The sequence below is a fragment of the Nocardia sp. NPDC019323 genome (assembly GCF_044389845.1).
Classification (GTDB): Bacteria; Actinomycetota; Actinomycetes; order Mycobacteriales; family Mycobacteriaceae; genus Nocardia; species Nocardia implantans.
This window is the reverse complement of sequence record NZ_JBIRYN010000008.1, coordinates 269,579-285,558: the sequence shown is the minus strand read 5'-3', so window position 1 is coordinate 285,558 and position 15,980 is coordinate 269,579. Positions and strand designations below refer to the sequence as shown.

Here is a 15,980-nt window from a genome sequence, read left to right as displayed (position 1 = left end):
GATTCAGCTGATGCGGTCGATGATCTCGAAGTCCACGCCGTTCGCCCGGGCCACGTAGCCGTGCTGAATCGCCTGGTTGCCTCGGAAACCCCGGATTCCGGACGGGGTTTCCAGGTACAGGCCGTGATCGAGCGCGCCGAGGATCTCCGGCACTTGCAGTGACCCGACCGTCCGCGCGAGCGCGCCGAGGGTGTGGATGGCTTCGTAGGTGGCGTTGCTGAAGCTGGTCAGCGCGGGGGCGAACGCGCCGTGCCGCGCGCGGTAGCGGGTCATCCGGTCGCGCGCGTCGGGTACGCGCTCGTCCAGGAAGAAGCTGGACGCCACGAAGAAGTCGTGGTTGGCCTCCGCGCCCGCCGCCAGCAACACGTTCTCGTCGGCGGCCGGGCTCAGCCGCAGTTGCCCCGTGTCGCGGCCACCGGCCGCGTACTGCCGGTTGAAGCGGGCGACGTCGGCGCCGACCATCAGGATCACCACCGCGTCGGCCAGGTCCAGGGCAGGGTGAGCGAGAAAGTCCGAAAAGTCCGCGTACCCCAGCGGGACATACCGTTCCAGCACGATCGCGGCCGGATCGGCCAGGCTCGCCCGAATCGCCCGGGCGGACCGGCGCGGCCAGATGTAGTCGTTGCCGATGACGGCCCAGCGCCGCACGCCGTACTCGCGTTCGAGCCAGTGCACGGCGGCCACGGTCTGCCCGGCCGGGTGCTCGCCGACCATCAGCACGCCGGGCAGTTCGTCGGTCATGCCCTCGTGGCTGGTGGCGTACAGGTACGGCACCCGTCCCGCACCGGCTCGCGCCACCGCTCGGCGCACCGCGGAGGTGTGCCAGCCGGTGATCGCGTGCACCATGCCGGTGGCCAGCAGGGCGGAGACCTCAGCGGCCACCTGGTGCGGCGGTCGCCCTCCGTCGATATTCGTAGTACGAATTTCCCGCCCCAGAATTCCCAGGCCCTGGTTGATTTCCTCGACCGCGAGCGATATGGCCGCATCGCAGGACGGTGCGACGATACCGCCGGGTCCCTGCCGCGGAACTATGTTCATGACCTCGATCGTGCCGTCGGGGCTCTCGATCGACGTCGACATTCGGTACTCTTCTTCTCGTTCGAGCGGAATTCACGGCAGGCGGGAAATAATGACGTCCATTGTAAGCGGAAATTCGACGCTGCATGGCGCGCTGCGTGCCGCGGAGCGCGGTTGGGTACGGCACCTGGACGCGGCGCTGTGCGCCAGGCAGCTGTCGCCGGATCAGTGGTCGATGCTGTCGAACCTGTGTGGCGACGCGGGCATCACGATGACAGAACTGGCGGCCAAATCGCAGCTCGCGCCCTCCTCGGCCACCAGGCATGCCGACTATCTGGCCGAGCGCGGCCTGATCTTCCGGCTCGCCGCCCAGGACGATCGGCGCCGCATCCTGATCGGTCTCAGCAGGCTCGGCGCCGATCTGGTCGCCGAGGTGCGCGCGGAGGAAGCGCGCGCCGAGCAGGAGTTGCGCGGGCGAATCGGCGCGCGCCGATATACCGAACTCATGCGATTGCTCGACCTGGTTTCCATCGCCTCGGAGTAAATACTCTCGCGTACCGGACATTCGTCCGATGAATGCCGCGAACATCCGATTCGTGATCGGATGCCAGACCATTCTTGCCCTTATGTCGCGGGTCGAATCGGCAGGCGCCTCGTGTTGATCTTCGTGCGGCTGCGACGGCATAGTCACACCGTTTCGGCCGGTATTCGCCGCGCGGTCCCGGCGACCGGGACACGCCGGCCACGTCACGCTTGCCTAGGATCGCAGGCATGCCCGTCTCCACCACCGCAGCCACGGCCGCCGGGCTGTGCGCGTTCATCGATGCGTCCCCGTCGCCGTTCCACGTCTGCCGCACGGTCGCCGCGGAATTGGACGCGCGGGGGTTCACCCGGCTCGCCGAGTCGCAGACCTGGCCTGCGCAGAGCACGGGCAGGCATTACGTGGTTCGTGGTGGCTCGCTGGTCGCCTGGGCGGCGGGGGACACCGAGGGCGCGACCCCGTTCCGCGTGGTCGGAGCGCACACCGACAGTCCCAACCTGCGGGTCAAACAGCATCCCGACCTGACGTCGGCGGGCTGGCAGCTGGTCGGGCTCGAGCCCTACGGCGGCGCGTGGCTGAACTCGTGGCTCGACCGGGAGCTGGGTGTTTCCGGGCGGCTGAGCGTGCGGGACGGAAACACGGTGCGCGAGCGCCTGGTTCGCATCGATGAGCCGATCCTGCGGGTGCCGCAACTGGCCATCCATCTGTCCGAGGACCGCAAGGGTGTCACGCTGGATCCGCAGCGGCATGTCAACGCGGTGTGGGGCGCGGGGTACGAGGCGGCTGCCTTCATCGATTTCGTGGCCGACTGGGCCGAGGTCGATCCGGGCGATGTGCTCGGCTGGGAGCTGATGACCCACGACCTCACGCCGAGCAGGCTGATCGGGCGGGACCAGGACCTGGTCAGCGCGCCGCGTCTGGACAACCAGGGCACCTGTTTCGCGGGCTTGCAGGCGTTTCTCGCCGCGATCGATGAGCCGGGCGCGGCGGTCCCGGTGCTGGCCATGTTCGACCACGAGGAGGTCGGCAGTCAGTCCGATCGCGGCGCGCAATCCGATCTGCTGCCCGCGGTGCTGGAACGCATCGTGCTCGCGCGCGGCGGCGGCCGCGCCGATTACCTGGCCGCTCTGGCCGGTTCGGTGTGCGCGTCCGGCGACATGGCGCACGCGACGCACCCGAACTATCCGGAGCGGCACGAACCCGCGCACCGGATCGAGGTCAACGGCGGGCCGGTGCTGAAGGTCAACCAGAATCTGCGCTACGCCACCGACGCCACCGGCGCGGGCGCGTTCGCGCTGGCGTGCGCGCAGGCCGCGGTCCCGTTGCAGCGCTATGTACATCGCGCCGACCTGCCCTGCGGCTCCACCATCGGGCCGATGACCGCGGCGCGCACCGGCATGCCGACCGTCGACGTCGGCGCGCCGCAGCTGGCGATGCATTCGGCGCGCGAACTGATGGGGGCGTTCGACGTTCCCGCCTACGCCGCCGCGCTGGCGGCCTTCCTCACGCCGGAAGTCACCGGCCGGTAGGTGAACACCGCCACGACGAACACGGCGAAAGTGGCGAGGACGTAGTTGCTTCCGATGATCTGCTGCCACCAGGCCCAGCCCAGCTCGCGGTCGTGCGAGTGCGGCAGCAGCCAGTGCGGACCGATCAGGAACAGCACGGCGGCCACCGCCACCACGCCGATCATCCGAGGGCTGCGCGTGCCGCGCACCATGAGGTCAGCGGTGACGACCAGCGCCGGCGCGATCCACACCCAGTGGTGCGACCAGGACACCGGCGAGACCAGCAGCACCGTGGCGGCATTCACCAGCAGCGCCGCCACGGTGGCGCCGGCGTCGATCAGCCTGCGCATCCACACCGCGGCCAGCGCCACGGCCAGGACCGACAGGGTGATCCACAGCAGGGTGGCCGCTGTGTCGTCGACGCCGAGGCGGAACGCCATGCCTTTGATGGACTGGTTGCCCGCGAAGTACGGAGGTCCGATCCGGCCGGTGTCGGCGAGGGTGTGGAACCAGTAGTCCACGGAATCGCCGGGGAACAGCAGGAATCCGAGGCCCACCGCCGCGATCGCGGAGAGCACCAGCGTACCCGCGGCTTTCCAGTCTTTGCGCAGCACGAAGTAGAGCAGATACCCGGCCGGGATCAGCTTCACCGACACCGCGATGCCGATCAGCATGCCGCGCGGCCAGAACGGCTTGCGCACCAGGCAGTCCAGCGTGATCGCGGCCATCAGCACCAGGTTGATCTGGCCGAAGCCGAAGGTCTGGCGGACGGGTTCGAAGAACTGCGCCACCGCGACCGCGCCGATGACCAGCGTGAGCAGCATCGGACGCGACAGCCCGGGCCGCAGGCGAGTCAGCACCAGCCACAGCGAGATGCCGAGGCTGGCCACGTTGGTGACGACCACCAGCACCTCGGCGGCGACCAGCGGCATCAGGGCGAGCGGCGCGAAGAACAACGCGGCCAGGGGCGGATAGGTGAAAGGCAGCCCGATCCCTTCGACCGGCGGCATCGGGCCGTACAGATCGCCGCCGTCCAGCCAGACCCGGGCGCCGTTGCGATAGACCTGGAGGTCGATGTAGCCGTGCCACCAGTGCGCCAGCAGCGAGACGAGCGCGGACACCGCGAACAACGCGATGGCAGCAATCAGCCAGCGTACTTGCGGCGCGCGCGGGTTCGGCAACGCGTCAGCGGGTGTGGTCCCCGATCCGCCGCCTCCGGTCGGCGCTGCGGTCGAGGTGACCGATCTCTCACCCGGATTCGCGACCCCCGATCCTTCGTTCACCGGCTCAGAGTAGCCGGTGCGCATGGCCGGTACCCAGTGCCTCTAAACTTGCACCCAGGCATTCCGCCCGCCGCCCAGTGACACGCTCGTCGCTTCGCTGAGCTTGCCCACCCCGCCGGCTCCGCCGGCTTGCCGACCCCCATGCCCGGCCGAAAGGACCCTGGTACTCCGTGACTCCGCAGGTCGACACCGTCAGCGCAGCCGCAGCAAACCCCGACGTGCCGCAACCCTACAAAGAACTCGGCCTCAAAGACGACGAGTACGCCCGCATCAAGGAAATCCTCGGTCGCAGGCCGACCGACGCCGAGCTGGCGATGTACTCGGTGATGTGGAGCGAACACTGCTCCTACAAGTCCTCCAAGGTGCACCTGCGCTACTTCGGCCAGACCACCACCGACGAGATGCGCGCGTCCATGCTCGCCGGCATCGGCGAGAACGCGGGCGTCGTCGACGTCGGTGACGGCTGGGCGGTCACCTTCAAGGTGGAAAGCCACAACCACCCCTCCTACGTGGAGCCGTACCAGGGCGCGGCCACCGGCGTCGGCGGCATCGTGCGCGACATCATGGCGATGGGCGCGCGCCCGATCGCGGTGATGGACCAGCTGCGCTTCGGCGCGGCGGACGCGGCCGACACCCGGCGCGTGGTGGACGGCGTGGTGCGCGGCGTCGGCGGGTACGGCAACTCGCTCGGCCTGCCGAACATCGGCGGCGAGACCGTGTTCGACGCCTCCTACCAGGGCAACCCCCTGGTGAACGCGCTGTGCGCCGGCGTCATGCGGGTCGAGGACCTGCATCTGGCCTTCGCCTCCGGCACCGGCAACAAGATCGTGCTGTTCGGCGCGCGTACCGGCCTCGACGGCATCGGCGGCGTCTCGGTGCTCGCCTCGGACACCTTCTCCGGCGATGAATCCGGCTCCGGCCGCAAGAAGCTGCCCTCGGTGCAGGTGGGCGACCCGTTCACCGAGAAGGTGCTCATCGAGTGCTGTCTCGAGCTGTACGCGGCGAAGCTGGTGGTCGGCATCCAGGACCTCGGCGGCGCCGGATTGTCCTGCGCCACTTCCGAACTCGCGGCGGCCGGGGACGGCGGCATGCGCATCGAGCTGGACAAGGTGCCGCTGCGCGCGGCCAATATGACGCCCGCCGAGGTGCTCTCCAGCGAGTCGCAGGAGCGCATGTGCGCGGTGGTCACCCCGGAGAACGTGGACGCGTTCATGGCCGTGTGCCGCAAGTGGGACGTGCTGGCCACGGTGATCGGCGAGGTCACCGACGGTGACCGGCTGGTGGTCACCTGGCACGGCGAGACCGTGGTCGACGTGCCGCCGCGCACCGTCGCGCACGAGGGCCCGGTCTACGAGCGCCCGGTCGCGCGCCCCGACGAGCAGGACGCCCTGATCGCCGACACCCCCGACCGGCTCGCCCGGCCGAAGACCGCCGACGAACTGCGCGCCACGCTGCTGCAGATGATCTCCAGCCCGCAGTTGTGCAGCCGCAAGTGGATCACCGAGCAGTACGACCGCTACGTCCGCGGCAACACGGTGCTCGCCGATCAGGCCGACGCGGGCGTCATCCGGATCGATGAGGAGACCGGCCGCGGCATCGCGCTGGCCACCGACGCCTCCGGCCGCTACACCAAGCTCGACCCCTACGCGGGCGCGCAGCTGGCGCTGGCCGAGGCCTACCGCAACGTGGCCAGCACCGGTGCTACGCCGAAGGCGGTCACCAACTGCCTGAACTTCGGTTCGCCGGAGGACCCGGGCGTGATGTGGCAGTTCCAGCAGGCCGTGCGCGGCCTGGCCGACGGCTGCGTCGCGCTCGGCATCCCGGTCACCGGCGGAAACGTCAGCTTCTACAACCAGACCGGCCAGACCGCGATCCTGCCGACCCCGGTGGTCGGCGTGCTCGGCGTGATCGATGACGTGCACCGTCGCATCCCGACCGGCATCGGCCTGGAGCCGGGCGAGACGTTGATCCTGCTCGGCGAGACCCGTGACGAGTTCGGCGGGTCGATCTGGTCGCAGGTGGCGCACGACCACCTGGGCGGCGTCCCGCCGAAGGTCGATTTCGCCCGCGAGCAGTTGCTCGCCGAAGTGCTGACCGCCGGTTCGCGCGACGGCATGATCAGCGCCGCGCACGACCTGTCCGAGGGCGGTCTGGCCCAGGCCGTCGTCGAAGCGGCGCTCGCCGGTGAGACCGGTTGCCGCATCTTGCTTCCCGAGGACGCCGACCCGTTCGTCACGCTGTTCTCCGAGTCGGCGGGCCGCGTGCTCGTCGCCGTTCCCCGCTCGGAGGAGACCAGGTTCACCCGCATGTGCACCGCTCGCGAACTGCCGTGGGTGCGCATCGGCGTGGTCGACCAGGGCTCCGACTCGGTCGAGGTGCAGGGCCAGTTCTCGATCACCATGGACGAGTTGCGGGCCGCGCACGAAGGTACGCTCCCGAGGCTGTTCGGCGCGGGAACCGTCTGACGAAACGCCCACCTGGGCGGGCCTGGACCCCTCGTTACCGGGCCCGCCCAGGTGCGCGTACTCAGGCGACGGAATTGAACGGATCGTGCTCGGAGAGCAGCTTCTCCATCCGCGCCTGATCGATGCGACCGTGAATGGTCGCCGCCTCGTGCTGGTCGCGCACCACTTTCGCCAGCGTGAACGTGCTGGTGACCAGGAAGAGCACGGACATGCCGAGGAATCCGCGCTGCCAGACGTCCAGCGGCAGCGCGTAGATCCCGATGCCGACGCCGACGAAGCTGATGCCGAAGGCGATCGCGGCCTGCGCGACGTAAGCGGCGCTGGCTTTCTGCCCCGCGGTCGTAGTGCTCATGACCAAAAGTCTCCGTACGGCGCGACCCGCGCACCCGCGTACAACTACTCGAGCGGAATGGGTAGTTGCCATCCGCGCGACAGGGTTCGATCACGGGTCCGCGAGCGGTGTGATCCGCGTCGTACCCGCCCGCGTCGCGGTGGGCGACGCGCCGGACCGTCGGTGGTGACCGCCATACTGGTCGAATGCTGGAGACCGCCGGGACCATGCGAAAGCTGCGCACGCGCGCGGTCGCGGCGACCCGGCGCGCCGAGGACGTCATCGATCTGAACTACGTCGGCTTGGTGGTGGCGACAGTGTTCTTCGCACTGTCGGTGACGCCGTCGCTGCTGCCGCGCGACTGGCTGTTCCAAGGGTTGATCAGCGGGATCAACGCCGCCATCGGATACGGTGCCGGCTGTTTGCTGGAGTGGCTGTTCCGGCTGTGGGTGCGGCCGCGGCTGAAGATCTCACCGCCGCCGACGTGGGCGCGTTACGCGATCAAGTCCGCCGTGCTGCTCACCGCCGCCCTGTGCGCCGCGCTGATGCTGGTGCAGTCGGCGCGCTGGCAGCGTGAGATCACGGCGCTGATGGGCATGGCGGGCACCACGACGCCCGCCTATCTGCGCACCGGTCTGCTCAGTTTGACGGTCGGCGCCGCGGCGGTCGCGGTCTACCGGACGGTGCGGGAGATCATCCTGTTCCTGGCCCGCCTGCTCAACCGGTGGGTGCGGGTGCCGCGCGAACTCGCTCCGGCCGCCGGGTTCCTGGTGCTGGTGGTGCTGGCGGTGACGATCTTCAACGGTGTCGCCACCCAAGCGTTCTTCGCGGTCGCCAACTCGGCCTTCAGCGTGCGCAACGACCACACCTCGGTGAACGCGGTGCAGCCGCAGCAGCCGGAGCGCTCCGGCAGCCCGGCCTCGCTGGCCAAATGGGAGACCCTCGGTTTCGAGGGGCGCTGGTTCGTCTCGCACGGGCCGACGGCGAGCCGCATCACCTCGGTCACCGGCCGTCCGGCCAAGGAACCCATCCGCGCCTACGTCGGCTTGGAGTCGGTCGAAGGGGATCAGGAGCCGGCCGAGCTGGCGGTGTCCGAGCTGGAACGCACCGGAGCGTTCGACCGGAAGGCGCTCGTGGTGGTCACCACCACCGGGACCGGTTGGGTGAACTCACTGGCGGCGGGGGCGATCGAGTACATGTACGACGGCGACACGGCGATCGTCGCCACGCAGTACTCGTATCTGCCGAGCGTGCTGTCGTTCCTGGCCGACCGCAACAAGGCCACCGCGGCGGGCAGGGACTTGTTCGACGCGGTGTACGGGCACTGGACCGCCCGGCCGCCGGAGGTGCGGCCCAAACTACTGGTGTACGGGGAGAGCCTGGGCTCACAGGGTTCCGAGGCGGCGTTCGACGGTCTGGCCGACCTGCGGGCCAAGGTCGACGGCGCGCTGTGGGTCGGCCCGCCCAACTCCAACCGGCTGTGGCAGCAGTTCGTCGCCCGCCGCGATCCCGGTTCCCGCGAGGTCCAGCCGCTGTACGCCGACGGGCTGGTGGTCCGGTTCGCCTCCGACAGCGCCGATCTGGCGCGGCCTTCGTCGGAATGGCGGCCGCCGCGCATCGCGTATCTGCAACACGCGTCCGACCCCATCGTCTGGTGGTCGCCGGATCTGATCTTCTCGCGCCCGGACTGGCTGTCGGAGCCGCGCGGCTCGGATGTCTCCTCCCAGATGCGCTGGTGGCCGTTCGTCACGTTCTGGCAGGTGGCCGCCGATCTGACCAACGCGCAGGGCGTCACCGACGGGCACGGGCACCGCTACGGGAGCCTGGTGCTGGACGGCTGGGCCGCCATCGCCGCGCCGCCGGACTGGACGGCGGAACGTTCCGAACGGATCCGGCTCGAAGTGGAGGCCGCGGAGGAATTCGAGCGGAAGACGAAGTGAGTCCCGGTCGACTAGCGAAAGTCGTTGCGGCCGTATCCGTTCCGCTAGTCTGGAACAACGCGGTCCTGCCCCGCCTCGGTCTCGGCATACGCGGGCGGTCGGCGACCAATGCCGGTTTCGCCACGGTGTACGCGCTCGCACTGCGAGCCGACCCGGGCCGTTGTTCGATGCGTGGCGTGGGCTGGGGGCTGCTGGCGGCCTCCGGCGTCGTGGCCGGTTACGGTGTCGCCCTTGCCGTTCCGTCGCTGCGATGGCAAATGGCCGAACTCGCCGACCGCGGGCCCGAAGTGTCGACCAGGGAATGGGTGGGGGTGCACATCCCGTTCGGAACCGTCTACAGCGAGGAACTCGTTTTCCGCGGCACGCTCGACCCTTTGCTGGACCGTGTTCTCGGTCCGCCGGCCGGTGCATCGGTGGGTGCGGCGACTTTCGGACTCTGGCACATCGCTCCCGCGCGAGCCGTGGGCGACAGCGTTCCCCTCACCGTGGCCGTCACCACGGCAGGGGGGCTGGTGTTCGGTTGGCTGCGCCGCCGTACCGGGAGTACTGCTGCCCCGGCCCTACTGCACCTCGCCATGAACGCGGGCGGAGCGATCGCTCCCCGCCTGGCCAGACGTTTCGAAACCGCGGCGCGCGGCGCTCGTATGGCTCGGGTCCGTCTGGGGACGGCTGGGGATGATCGAGTGACCCCCGGTTTCGGGCGCGGCTGAGCACCCTGACGTCGTGCTCGCCTATGCCGTCACCCTGCAGCGCGTGGGTCGCGCCAGGGGGAAAGTAGGGTCGGGCACGTGGCAGGACGAGGGACGGTCGATCCCGCGCAGACGCGGGCGGCGGTGGCGGCGGTGAGCGAGTGGTTGCGCGACGAGTCGGTCGACGCGCCCGCGCGGGCGGAACTCGCGGCGGCGGTACGCACCACGGCGCGCTCGCTGGCGGCTTCCGCGCCCGGCCACTCGGTCGAGGTCCGGGTGCCGCCGTTCGTGGCGGTGCAGTGCGTCGAGGGCCCTCGGCACACCAGGGGTACGCCACCGAACGTCGTGGAGACCGACCCGCGCACCTGGCTGCTGCTGGCCACGGGACTGCTGGGGTTCGACGACGCCCTCGCCTCCGGCGCGGTCACCGCGTCCGGCACGCGCGCGGCCGAGATCGCGCACTGGCTGCCGATCGTCCGAGTCGGCTGAGCGGCGCCGCGCGACCGCACAGGCCGCCCGATGACCCACCACGTGTCCACGATCGAGGACAGGTCGCGCTCGCGCTGTCGGCAATCGCGTCACGGCAGCGGACATAAGCGCTCGTGAACTTGTCGCGGCACGTTGACGGCAGCGGCCACGTGCGCTCTCAGTCCGTTGCGGCAGGGTAGCGGCCACGAGCGCTCTTGAACCGTTGCGGCAGGCACGGCAGCGGTCACATGCCGCTCGTAACCCGTTGCGGCAGCGTCACGGTCGCGTGCGGACGTCCTCGCCCGGCCGCGTTCGATCACCGCCGCGGACGGTTCACGCGCGGACGATGTTGCGGCGCTCCAGCCCCTTGCGGTCGTAGAAGCGGGTGACCGCCGCGCCGAAGATCAGCCCGATCGCCAGCCCGAGAACCGCCATCCACACACCGCGGGTGAGTCCGGCCTCGAAATCGGCGTCGAAGTACAGGATCGACCGCACGCCGAGGAACACCTGGTGCATGGGTTCGAAGGAGGCGAGCCAGCCGAAGTACCGCGGCGTCGCCTCGATCGGCACGGTGCCGCCGGAGGACGGCAAGCCGAGGATGACGAACAGGATGAGGTTCACCAGCAGGCCCGCCGAGCCGATCGCCGCCAGCATGGACAGCCCGGTCACGCCGACGGCGATCATGGCCAGCGCGCTGTAGAGGTACAGGGCCAGCGGATTGCCGATCGGCATGTGCAGCACCTTGCCGACGATCAGGAACACCGCGGCGACGATGTTCGCCGCCAGCACGAACACGCCCCACTTGATCAGCAGCGTCTTGAACCGCGAGATCGGCGTCGGCGGGTAGTGCACGTACCACGGGCCGTACTCGGTGGGCACGAAGCCGAGCTGCGCATCGATCATGGTGTGGATGACCATCGCGCCGACCACACCGGCCAGCAGCAGCAACAGGGCGTAGAAGAACGCGGTCAGGCCCTGGCCGCTGCCGTGCGGCAACGGGTGGTACTGCTGCTGCACCACCTCGATCGGCGACGCCAGCGCGACCCTGGTCGCGCCGGACAGCTCGGGCGCGGGCGGACCACCCGGACGCGGGGCGAGCTGGGCGTTCACCTGATCGAGCAACTGCTTGCCGACCTGCTTGTTCACCTCGGTCAGCGCCTCGTTGCCGACCCGCAGCACGATCTGCGTGCCGAACGCGCCGGTGCGCGGGTTGGTCTGCACCGTGATGATCGGCCGCGGGATGTCGCCGGGTATGACACTGCCCACACCCAAGTTGCCGAGTTGCTTGCTGAAATCGCTCGGGATGATGATCGCGCCGTAGACCTGCCCCGACTGCATCTGCCGCTCGGACTCGTTGATGCTGAGTACGCGCAGGTCGACCTTGTCCGACGGCACCCCGTCGGCCAGGGCCCGGGTGATCTGGTCGCCGAAGTTGACCTTCTGCTCGGCGCTCCCGCTACCGATGATGTCGCCCACATCCTGATTCACCAAGGCGATCGGGAAATCGTGCAGGTTCTGCTCCGGATCCACGACATAGTCGAGGTACATGATCCCGAGCAGCGCGGTGAGCAGGCTCAGCACCGCGAGCGGAAACAGCACCATCCGGGGCCATGGCCTGCGCGCCGGCGCCGCGCCAGGCTCCGTCGGGCTCGCGTCGTCCGTGGTCGTCACGGTCCGCACCGTAACAGCCGGGGCGCTGCGGCGGCCCGCTTCCGGGCACCTCGGATTGCTGTTCGGATGCGCGGCGGTGCGCGGGCACCCGGGCGGCGTCCGTAGAATGAAATCTGCCCCCAGCCCGCCCGAACAGGGAGCAAACGGTGACCAACGCCGAACTGCCGGTCCAGAGCATTTCCGCCACCTCCTGTCCCGCCCCGGACGTCGACGAGAACGAGCCGCGCGAGGAGTGCGGAGTGTTCGGCGTCTGGGCGCCGAGCGAAGAAGTGGCGAAACTCACGTATTACGGGCTCTATGCCCTGCAACACCGTGGACAGGAGGCAGCGGGCATCGCGGTGTCGGACGGCTCGCAGATCCTCGTCTTCAAAGACCTCGGTCTGGTCAGCCAGGTGTTCGACGAGCAGACGCTGGCGGCCATGCCGGGTCACATCGCCGTCGGTCACTGTCGTTACTCCACCACGGGCGGGGTGACCTGGGAGAACGCCCAGCCCATCTTCCGCACCACCGCGGTGGGCTCCGGACTCGCCTTGGGGCACAACGGCAATCTGGTCAACACCGCCGAATTGGCCGGCCGCGCACGCGAACTCGGCCTGCTCGCCTCGGTCCGGGGCGGGCGCCCGCAGCCGGCCGCGGCGACCTCCGACTCCGACGTGGTCACCGCGCTGCTCGCGCACGCCGCCGCCGATTCCAGCATCGAGCAGGCCGCGATGGAATTGCTGCCCACCCTGAAGGGGGCGTTCTGCCTGACCTTCATGGACGAGCACACCCTGTACGCCGCGCGCGACCCGCACGGCGTGCGCCCGCTGTGCCTGGGCAGGCTGGAGCGTGGCTGGGTCGTTGCCAGTGAGACCGCCGCGCTGGACATCGTCGGCGCCGCCTTCGTCCGCGAGATCGAACCCGGCGAATTGCTGGCGATCGACGCCGACGGCGTGCGCTCGATGCGCTTCGCCAACCCGGAGCCCAAGGGCTGCGTCTTCGAGTACGTGTACCTGGCCCGGCCGGACAGCACCATCGCGGGCCGGTCGGTGCACGCCACCCGCGTGGAGATCGGCCGTCGCCTGGCGAAGGAACACCCGGTCGACGCCGACCTGGTGATCCCGGTCCCCGAATCCGGCACCCCGGCCGCGGTCGGCTACGCGCAGGGCTCGGGCGTGCCCTACGGCCAGGGCCTGATGAAGAACGCCTACGTCGGCCGCACGTTCATCCAGCCCAGCCAGACCATCCGGCAGCTGGGCATCCGGCTCAAGCTCAATCCGCTGCGCGAGGTCATCCGCGGCAAGCGCCTGATCGTGGTGGACGACTCGATCGTGCGCGGCAACACCCAGCGCGCGCTGATCCGCATGCTGCGCGAGGCGGGCGCGCTGGAGATCCATGTGCGGATCGCCTCGCCGCCGGTGAAGTGGCCCTGCTTCTACGGCATCGACTTCGCCTCGCGGGCGGAGCTGATCGCCAACGGCGCCGGCACCGAGGGCGACGTCGCGGACATGGTCGAGGGCGTGCGCCGGTCGATCGGCGCCGACACCCTCGGCTACATCTCGCTCGACGGCATGATCGCCGCGACCGAGCAGCCGCGCTCGCGACTGTGCGCCGCGTGCTTCGACGGCAATTACCCGATCCCGCTGCCCACCGAGGCCGCGATCGGCAAGAACGTGCTCGAGGGCATGCTCACCGGCCAGACCGAGGCCGAGCTGCTCGGCGAGAACGCGAATGCGAGCGCGCTGAGCCGTCCGTGATCGCGGGACGCCGCTCGGCATCCGCGTAGCCGAACTCGCTCACGGCGTGCCGCACAATGAGCGCATGGACCCGACGTACGCCGCCGCGCTGGAGCCTGTGCGCCGGGATCTGGCCGCTACCTGCGCTGTCCAGCCCATCGTGGTCCAGGAGACGCATCAGGGCGTGGACTGGGTGATGTTCTACGAACCGGACGGTAGCGGCGCCGGGATCGGACCGCTGGTCGGCGACGACTACGCGGAGCAGGTGGCGTACCTCGCCGACAAGGCGCACGAGTGGGCGGTGGAGGCATTGTGGACGGCGGGCGAGTCGCCGGTGTGGCCGGTGTGCCCGACGCATCCGAACACTCATCCGCTGGCGGCGGGCGTGAGCGGCGGGGTGGCGGTGTGGTCGTGTCCGCGGACAGGGGCGATGGTGGCGCCGATAGGGCAGTTGGGAGTCGGCGTCCCATGACCCGTCCCGTTCGCTGTCGCGCGTAGTGATGTGGCCTGCTCGAGACATCACGCGATGCGGCGACCGGCAATTCTGGACGTACGACCGATTTTCCGCGCTGGTCGTAGTCGCTGCGCATAACACCTGCTGAGAGCGCCGCGAATTTTCTTCGGAAACGTAACGTGCCGAAAATGCTTCGTAGGTACGGTGCCGATCAGATCGGAAGTTCACCCGTGTCCGCACCCGGCCTGCAACGCGGTGCGGCGCTCGAGAAGTGGGGCCGTGATGAGGAATTCGAGGTTGGGGCGACGGATCGGGACGCGAGCCATCGCGGCCGTCGGCTTGCTGGGATTGGCCGGGTCGGTACTGGCGGGCTGCGGTTCCGGGCGAACCGGCGATGGCGGTGACGGCTTGGTCGCGGGCACCACCGACAAGATCTTCTCGCTCGATCCCGCGGCCGCCTACGACAACGGGTCGCTGGTCGCCGAGACGCAGATCTATCAGTATCTGCTCAATTTCGCGCCCGGCGACGCGACGCCGAAACCGGACGCGGCCCAGAAATGCGAGTTCACCGCGCCCACGGTGTACACCTGCACGTTGAAGGACGGCTTGAAGTTCGCCAACGGCAACCCGCTGACCGCGACCAGCGTGAAATTCTCCTTCGATCGCATGGTGCGGATCAACGACCCGAACGGTCCCGCGTCGCTGCTGGGCAACCTGGAGAAGACCGACGTGGTGGACGCGCGCACCGTCGCGTTCACGTTGAAGGTGCCCAACGACCAGACCTTCCCCGCGATCCTGCCCACCCAGGCGGGGCCGATCGTCGACGAGAAGGTGTACGCGCCGGACAAGGTGATGCCGGACGAGGACGTGGTGCAGGCCAAGGGTTACTCCGGCCCGTACACCATCGCCAGTTACGACAAGAACAAGCTGGTCGAGTATCGGGCTTTCGCCGACTACAACGGCATCCTCGGCAAGCCGAAGACCGAGACGGTGTCCACGAAGTACTACGCCACCGCCGACAACATGAAACTCGACCTGCAGAACGGCTCGCTCGACGTCGGATACCGGTCGTTCACGCCCACCGACATCGAGTCGCTGCGCGACGACGGCAAAGTCGCCGTGCACGAAGGCCCCGGCGGTGAACTGCGCTACATCGTGTTCAATCTGAACACCATGCCGGGTGGCACGCCCGCGCAGAAACTGGCCGTTCGGAAGGCCGTCGCGGCCACCGTCGACCGCGCGGCGCTCGCGGACGGCGTCTACAAGAAGACCTACCTGCCCGCGTATTCCTCAGTGCCGCAAGGCATGCCGGGCGCGGCCGAGCCGTTCAAGGACATCTACGGCGCCGGGCCGAACAAGGACCAGGCGGCGAAGTTCCTCGCCGATGCCGGAGTCGCGACGCCGGTCGAACTGAATCTCCAGTACAACCCCGACCACTACGGTTCCAGCAGCTCCGAGGAATACGCGGCGATCAAGTCGCAGCTGGACGCCACGGGTTTGTTCAAGGTCAACTTGCAATCCACCGAATGGGTCACCTACCAGCGCGAACGCGCCCGCGACGGCTACCCGCTGTTCCAGTTCGGCTGGTTCCCCGACTTCCCGGACCCGGACAACTACCTCTCCCCGTTCTTCGGCCCGAACAACTTCCTGCAGTCGCATTTCGAGGACCCGGGCATCTCCGCCCAGCTGATCGCCCAGGCGACCCAGCCCGACAAGGACAAGCGGCTCGCGCAGATCCAGCAGGTGCAGCGTGACCTCGCGCAGAACTTCCTGCCGATCGTCCCGCTGCTGTCCGGCAAGCAGATCGCGGTCTCCGCCACCGGCGTGCACGGCGTGGAGCAGACGCTCGACGCGTCGTTCAAGTTCCGCTACACGGTGCTGAGCAAGTGAGTTCCGCC

At 69.1% G+C, this 15,980-nt stretch carries 13 protein-coding genes; 9 read left to right on the top strand and 4 right to left on the bottom strand.

Annotation, left to right across the window (positions count from 1 at the left end):
• Positions 1 to 3: 3 nt before the first annotated feature.
• Complete coding sequence (locus ACH49X_RS26930; protein ID WP_357206592.1) at positions 4 to 1,038, bottom strand: substrate-binding domain-containing protein; 1,035 nt, start codon at positions 1,036 to 1,038, stop codon at positions 4 to 6.
• Here ACH49X_RS26930 and ACH49X_RS26925 point away from each other — a divergent pair.
• Complete coding sequence (locus tag ACH49X_RS26925; protein ID WP_323124121.1) at positions 1,037 to 1,561, top strand: MarR family transcriptional regulator; 525 nt, start codon at positions 1,037 to 1,039, stop codon at positions 1,559 to 1,561. The two genes, ACH49X_RS26930 and ACH49X_RS26925, sit on opposite strands and share 2 nt — an antisense overlap.
• A gap of 227 nt (positions 1,562 to 1,788) precedes the next feature.
• The gene (locus ACH49X_RS26920; RefSeq protein ID WP_357110151.1) at positions 1,789 to 3,087 is read left to right on the top strand and encodes a M18 family aminopeptidase; all 1,299 of its coding nucleotides are present in this window, start codon (positions 1,789 to 1,791) and stop codon (positions 3,085 to 3,087) included.
• On the opposite strand, the gene ACH49X_RS26915 is transcribed toward ACH49X_RS26920, so the two are convergent.
• Complete coding sequence (locus ACH49X_RS26915; RefSeq protein ID WP_357206590.1) at positions 3,036 to 4,349, bottom strand: glycosyltransferase 87 family protein; 1,314 nt, start codon at positions 4,347 to 4,349, stop codon at positions 3,036 to 3,038. The two genes, ACH49X_RS26920 and ACH49X_RS26915, sit on opposite strands and share 52 nt — an antisense overlap.
• A gap of 170 nt (positions 4,350 to 4,519) precedes the next feature.
• Between ACH49X_RS26915 and purL the strand changes: the two genes are divergently transcribed.
• On the top strand, positions 4,520 to 6,814 hold the full coding sequence (gene purL / locus ACH49X_RS26910) for a phosphoribosylformylglycinamidine synthase subunit PurL (protein ID WP_195078158.1): 2,295 nt from the start codon (positions 4,520 to 4,522) through the stop codon (positions 6,812 to 6,814).
• A 61-nt stretch (positions 6,815 to 6,875) separates the two neighbouring features.
• On the opposite strand, the gene ACH49X_RS26905 is transcribed toward purL, so the two are convergent.
• Complete coding sequence (locus ACH49X_RS26905; protein ID WP_195078159.1) at positions 6,876 to 7,166, bottom strand: YiaA/YiaB family inner membrane protein; 291 nt, start codon at positions 7,164 to 7,166, stop codon at positions 6,876 to 6,878.
• A 185-nt stretch (positions 7,167 to 7,351) separates the two neighbouring features.
• Here ACH49X_RS26905 and ACH49X_RS26900 point away from each other — a divergent pair, with 185 nt between their 5' ends.
• The 3 genes from ACH49X_RS26900 to ACH49X_RS26890 all read left to right on the top strand — a co-directional run bounded on the left by ACH49X_RS26900 (position 7,352) and on the right by ACH49X_RS26890 (position 10,263).
• Positions 7,352 to 9,085: an alpha/beta hydrolase gene (locus ACH49X_RS26900; protein ID WP_357110144.1), complete on the top strand. Its 1,734-nt coding sequence runs from the start codon at positions 7,352 to 7,354 to the stop codon at positions 9,083 to 9,085.
• Positions 9,086 to 9,261: 176 nt separating this feature from the next.
• Positions 9,262 to 9,795 carry a CPBP family intramembrane glutamic endopeptidase gene (locus tag ACH49X_RS26895; RefSeq protein WP_357206588.1) on the top strand — a complete coding sequence of 178 codons (534 nt, stop codon included), beginning with the start codon at positions 9,262 to 9,264 and terminating at the stop codon, positions 9,793 to 9,795.
• A gap of 78 nt (positions 9,796 to 9,873) precedes the next feature.
• Positions 9,874 to 10,263 (top strand): sterol carrier family protein, encoded by a 390-nt coding sequence (locus ACH49X_RS26890; RefSeq protein ID WP_195078162.1) that lies wholly within the window; start codon positions 9,874 to 9,876, stop codon positions 10,261 to 10,263.
• Positions 10,264 to 10,575: 312 nt separating this feature from the next.
• On the opposite strand, the gene ACH49X_RS26885 is transcribed toward ACH49X_RS26890, so the two are convergent.
• Complete coding sequence (locus tag ACH49X_RS26885; protein ID WP_195078415.1) at positions 10,576 to 11,844, bottom strand: YhgE/Pip domain-containing protein; 1,269 nt, start codon at positions 11,842 to 11,844, stop codon at positions 10,576 to 10,578.
• Between the two features lie 215 nt (positions 11,845 to 12,059).
• Here ACH49X_RS26885 and purF point away from each other — a divergent pair, with 215 nt between their 5' ends.
• The 3 genes from purF (at position 12,060) to ACH49X_RS26870 (ending at position 15,972) form a co-directional block, all read left to right on the top strand.
• Complete coding sequence (gene purF, locus ACH49X_RS26880) at positions 12,060 to 13,649, top strand: amidophosphoribosyltransferase (protein ID WP_357206586.1); 1,590 nt, start codon at positions 12,060 to 12,062, stop codon at positions 13,647 to 13,649.
• 64 nt (positions 13,650 to 13,713) lie between these two features.
• Positions 13,714 to 14,100, top strand: a complete 387-nt coding sequence (locus tag ACH49X_RS26875) for a hypothetical protein (RefSeq protein WP_357110135.1) — start codon at positions 13,714 to 13,716, stop codon at positions 14,098 to 14,100.
• A gap of 306 nt (positions 14,101 to 14,406) precedes the next feature.
• The gene (locus ACH49X_RS26870) at positions 14,407 to 15,972 is read left to right on the top strand and encodes an ABC transporter substrate-binding protein (RefSeq protein WP_397071208.1); all 1,566 of its coding nucleotides are present in this window, start codon (positions 14,407 to 14,409) and stop codon (positions 15,970 to 15,972) included.
• Positions 15,973 to 15,980 lie beyond the last annotated feature (8 nt).

Excerpts from the sequence above, each read along its gene's own strand:
- ACH49X_RS26925 (WP_323124121.1), top strand. The coding sequence starts at position 1,037 with ATGACCTCGATCGTGCCGTCGGGGCTCTCGATCGACGTCGACATTCGG.
- ACH49X_RS26930 (WP_357206592.1), bottom strand. The coding sequence starts at position 1,038 with ATGAACATAGTTCCGCGGCAGGGACCCGGCGGTATCGTCGCACCGTCC.
- ACH49X_RS26920 (WP_357110151.1), top strand. The coding sequence starts at position 1,789 with ATGCCCGTCTCCACCACCGCAGCCACGGCCGCCGGGCTGTGCGCGTTC.
- ACH49X_RS26905 (WP_195078159.1), bottom strand. The coding sequence starts at position 7,166 with ATGAGCACTACGACCGCGGGGCAGAAAGCCAGCGCCGCTTACGTCGCG.
- ACH49X_RS26900 (WP_357110144.1), top strand. The coding sequence starts at position 7,352 with ATGCTGGAGACCGCCGGGACCATGCGAAAGCTGCGCACGCGCGCGGTC.
- ACH49X_RS26885 (WP_195078415.1), bottom strand. The coding sequence starts at position 11,844 with ATGGTGCTGTTTCCGCTCGCGGTGCTGAGCCTGCTCACCGCGCTGCTC.
- ACH49X_RS26875 (WP_357110135.1), top strand. The coding sequence starts at position 13,714 with ATGGACCCGACGTACGCCGCCGCGCTGGAGCCTGTGCGCCGGGATCTG.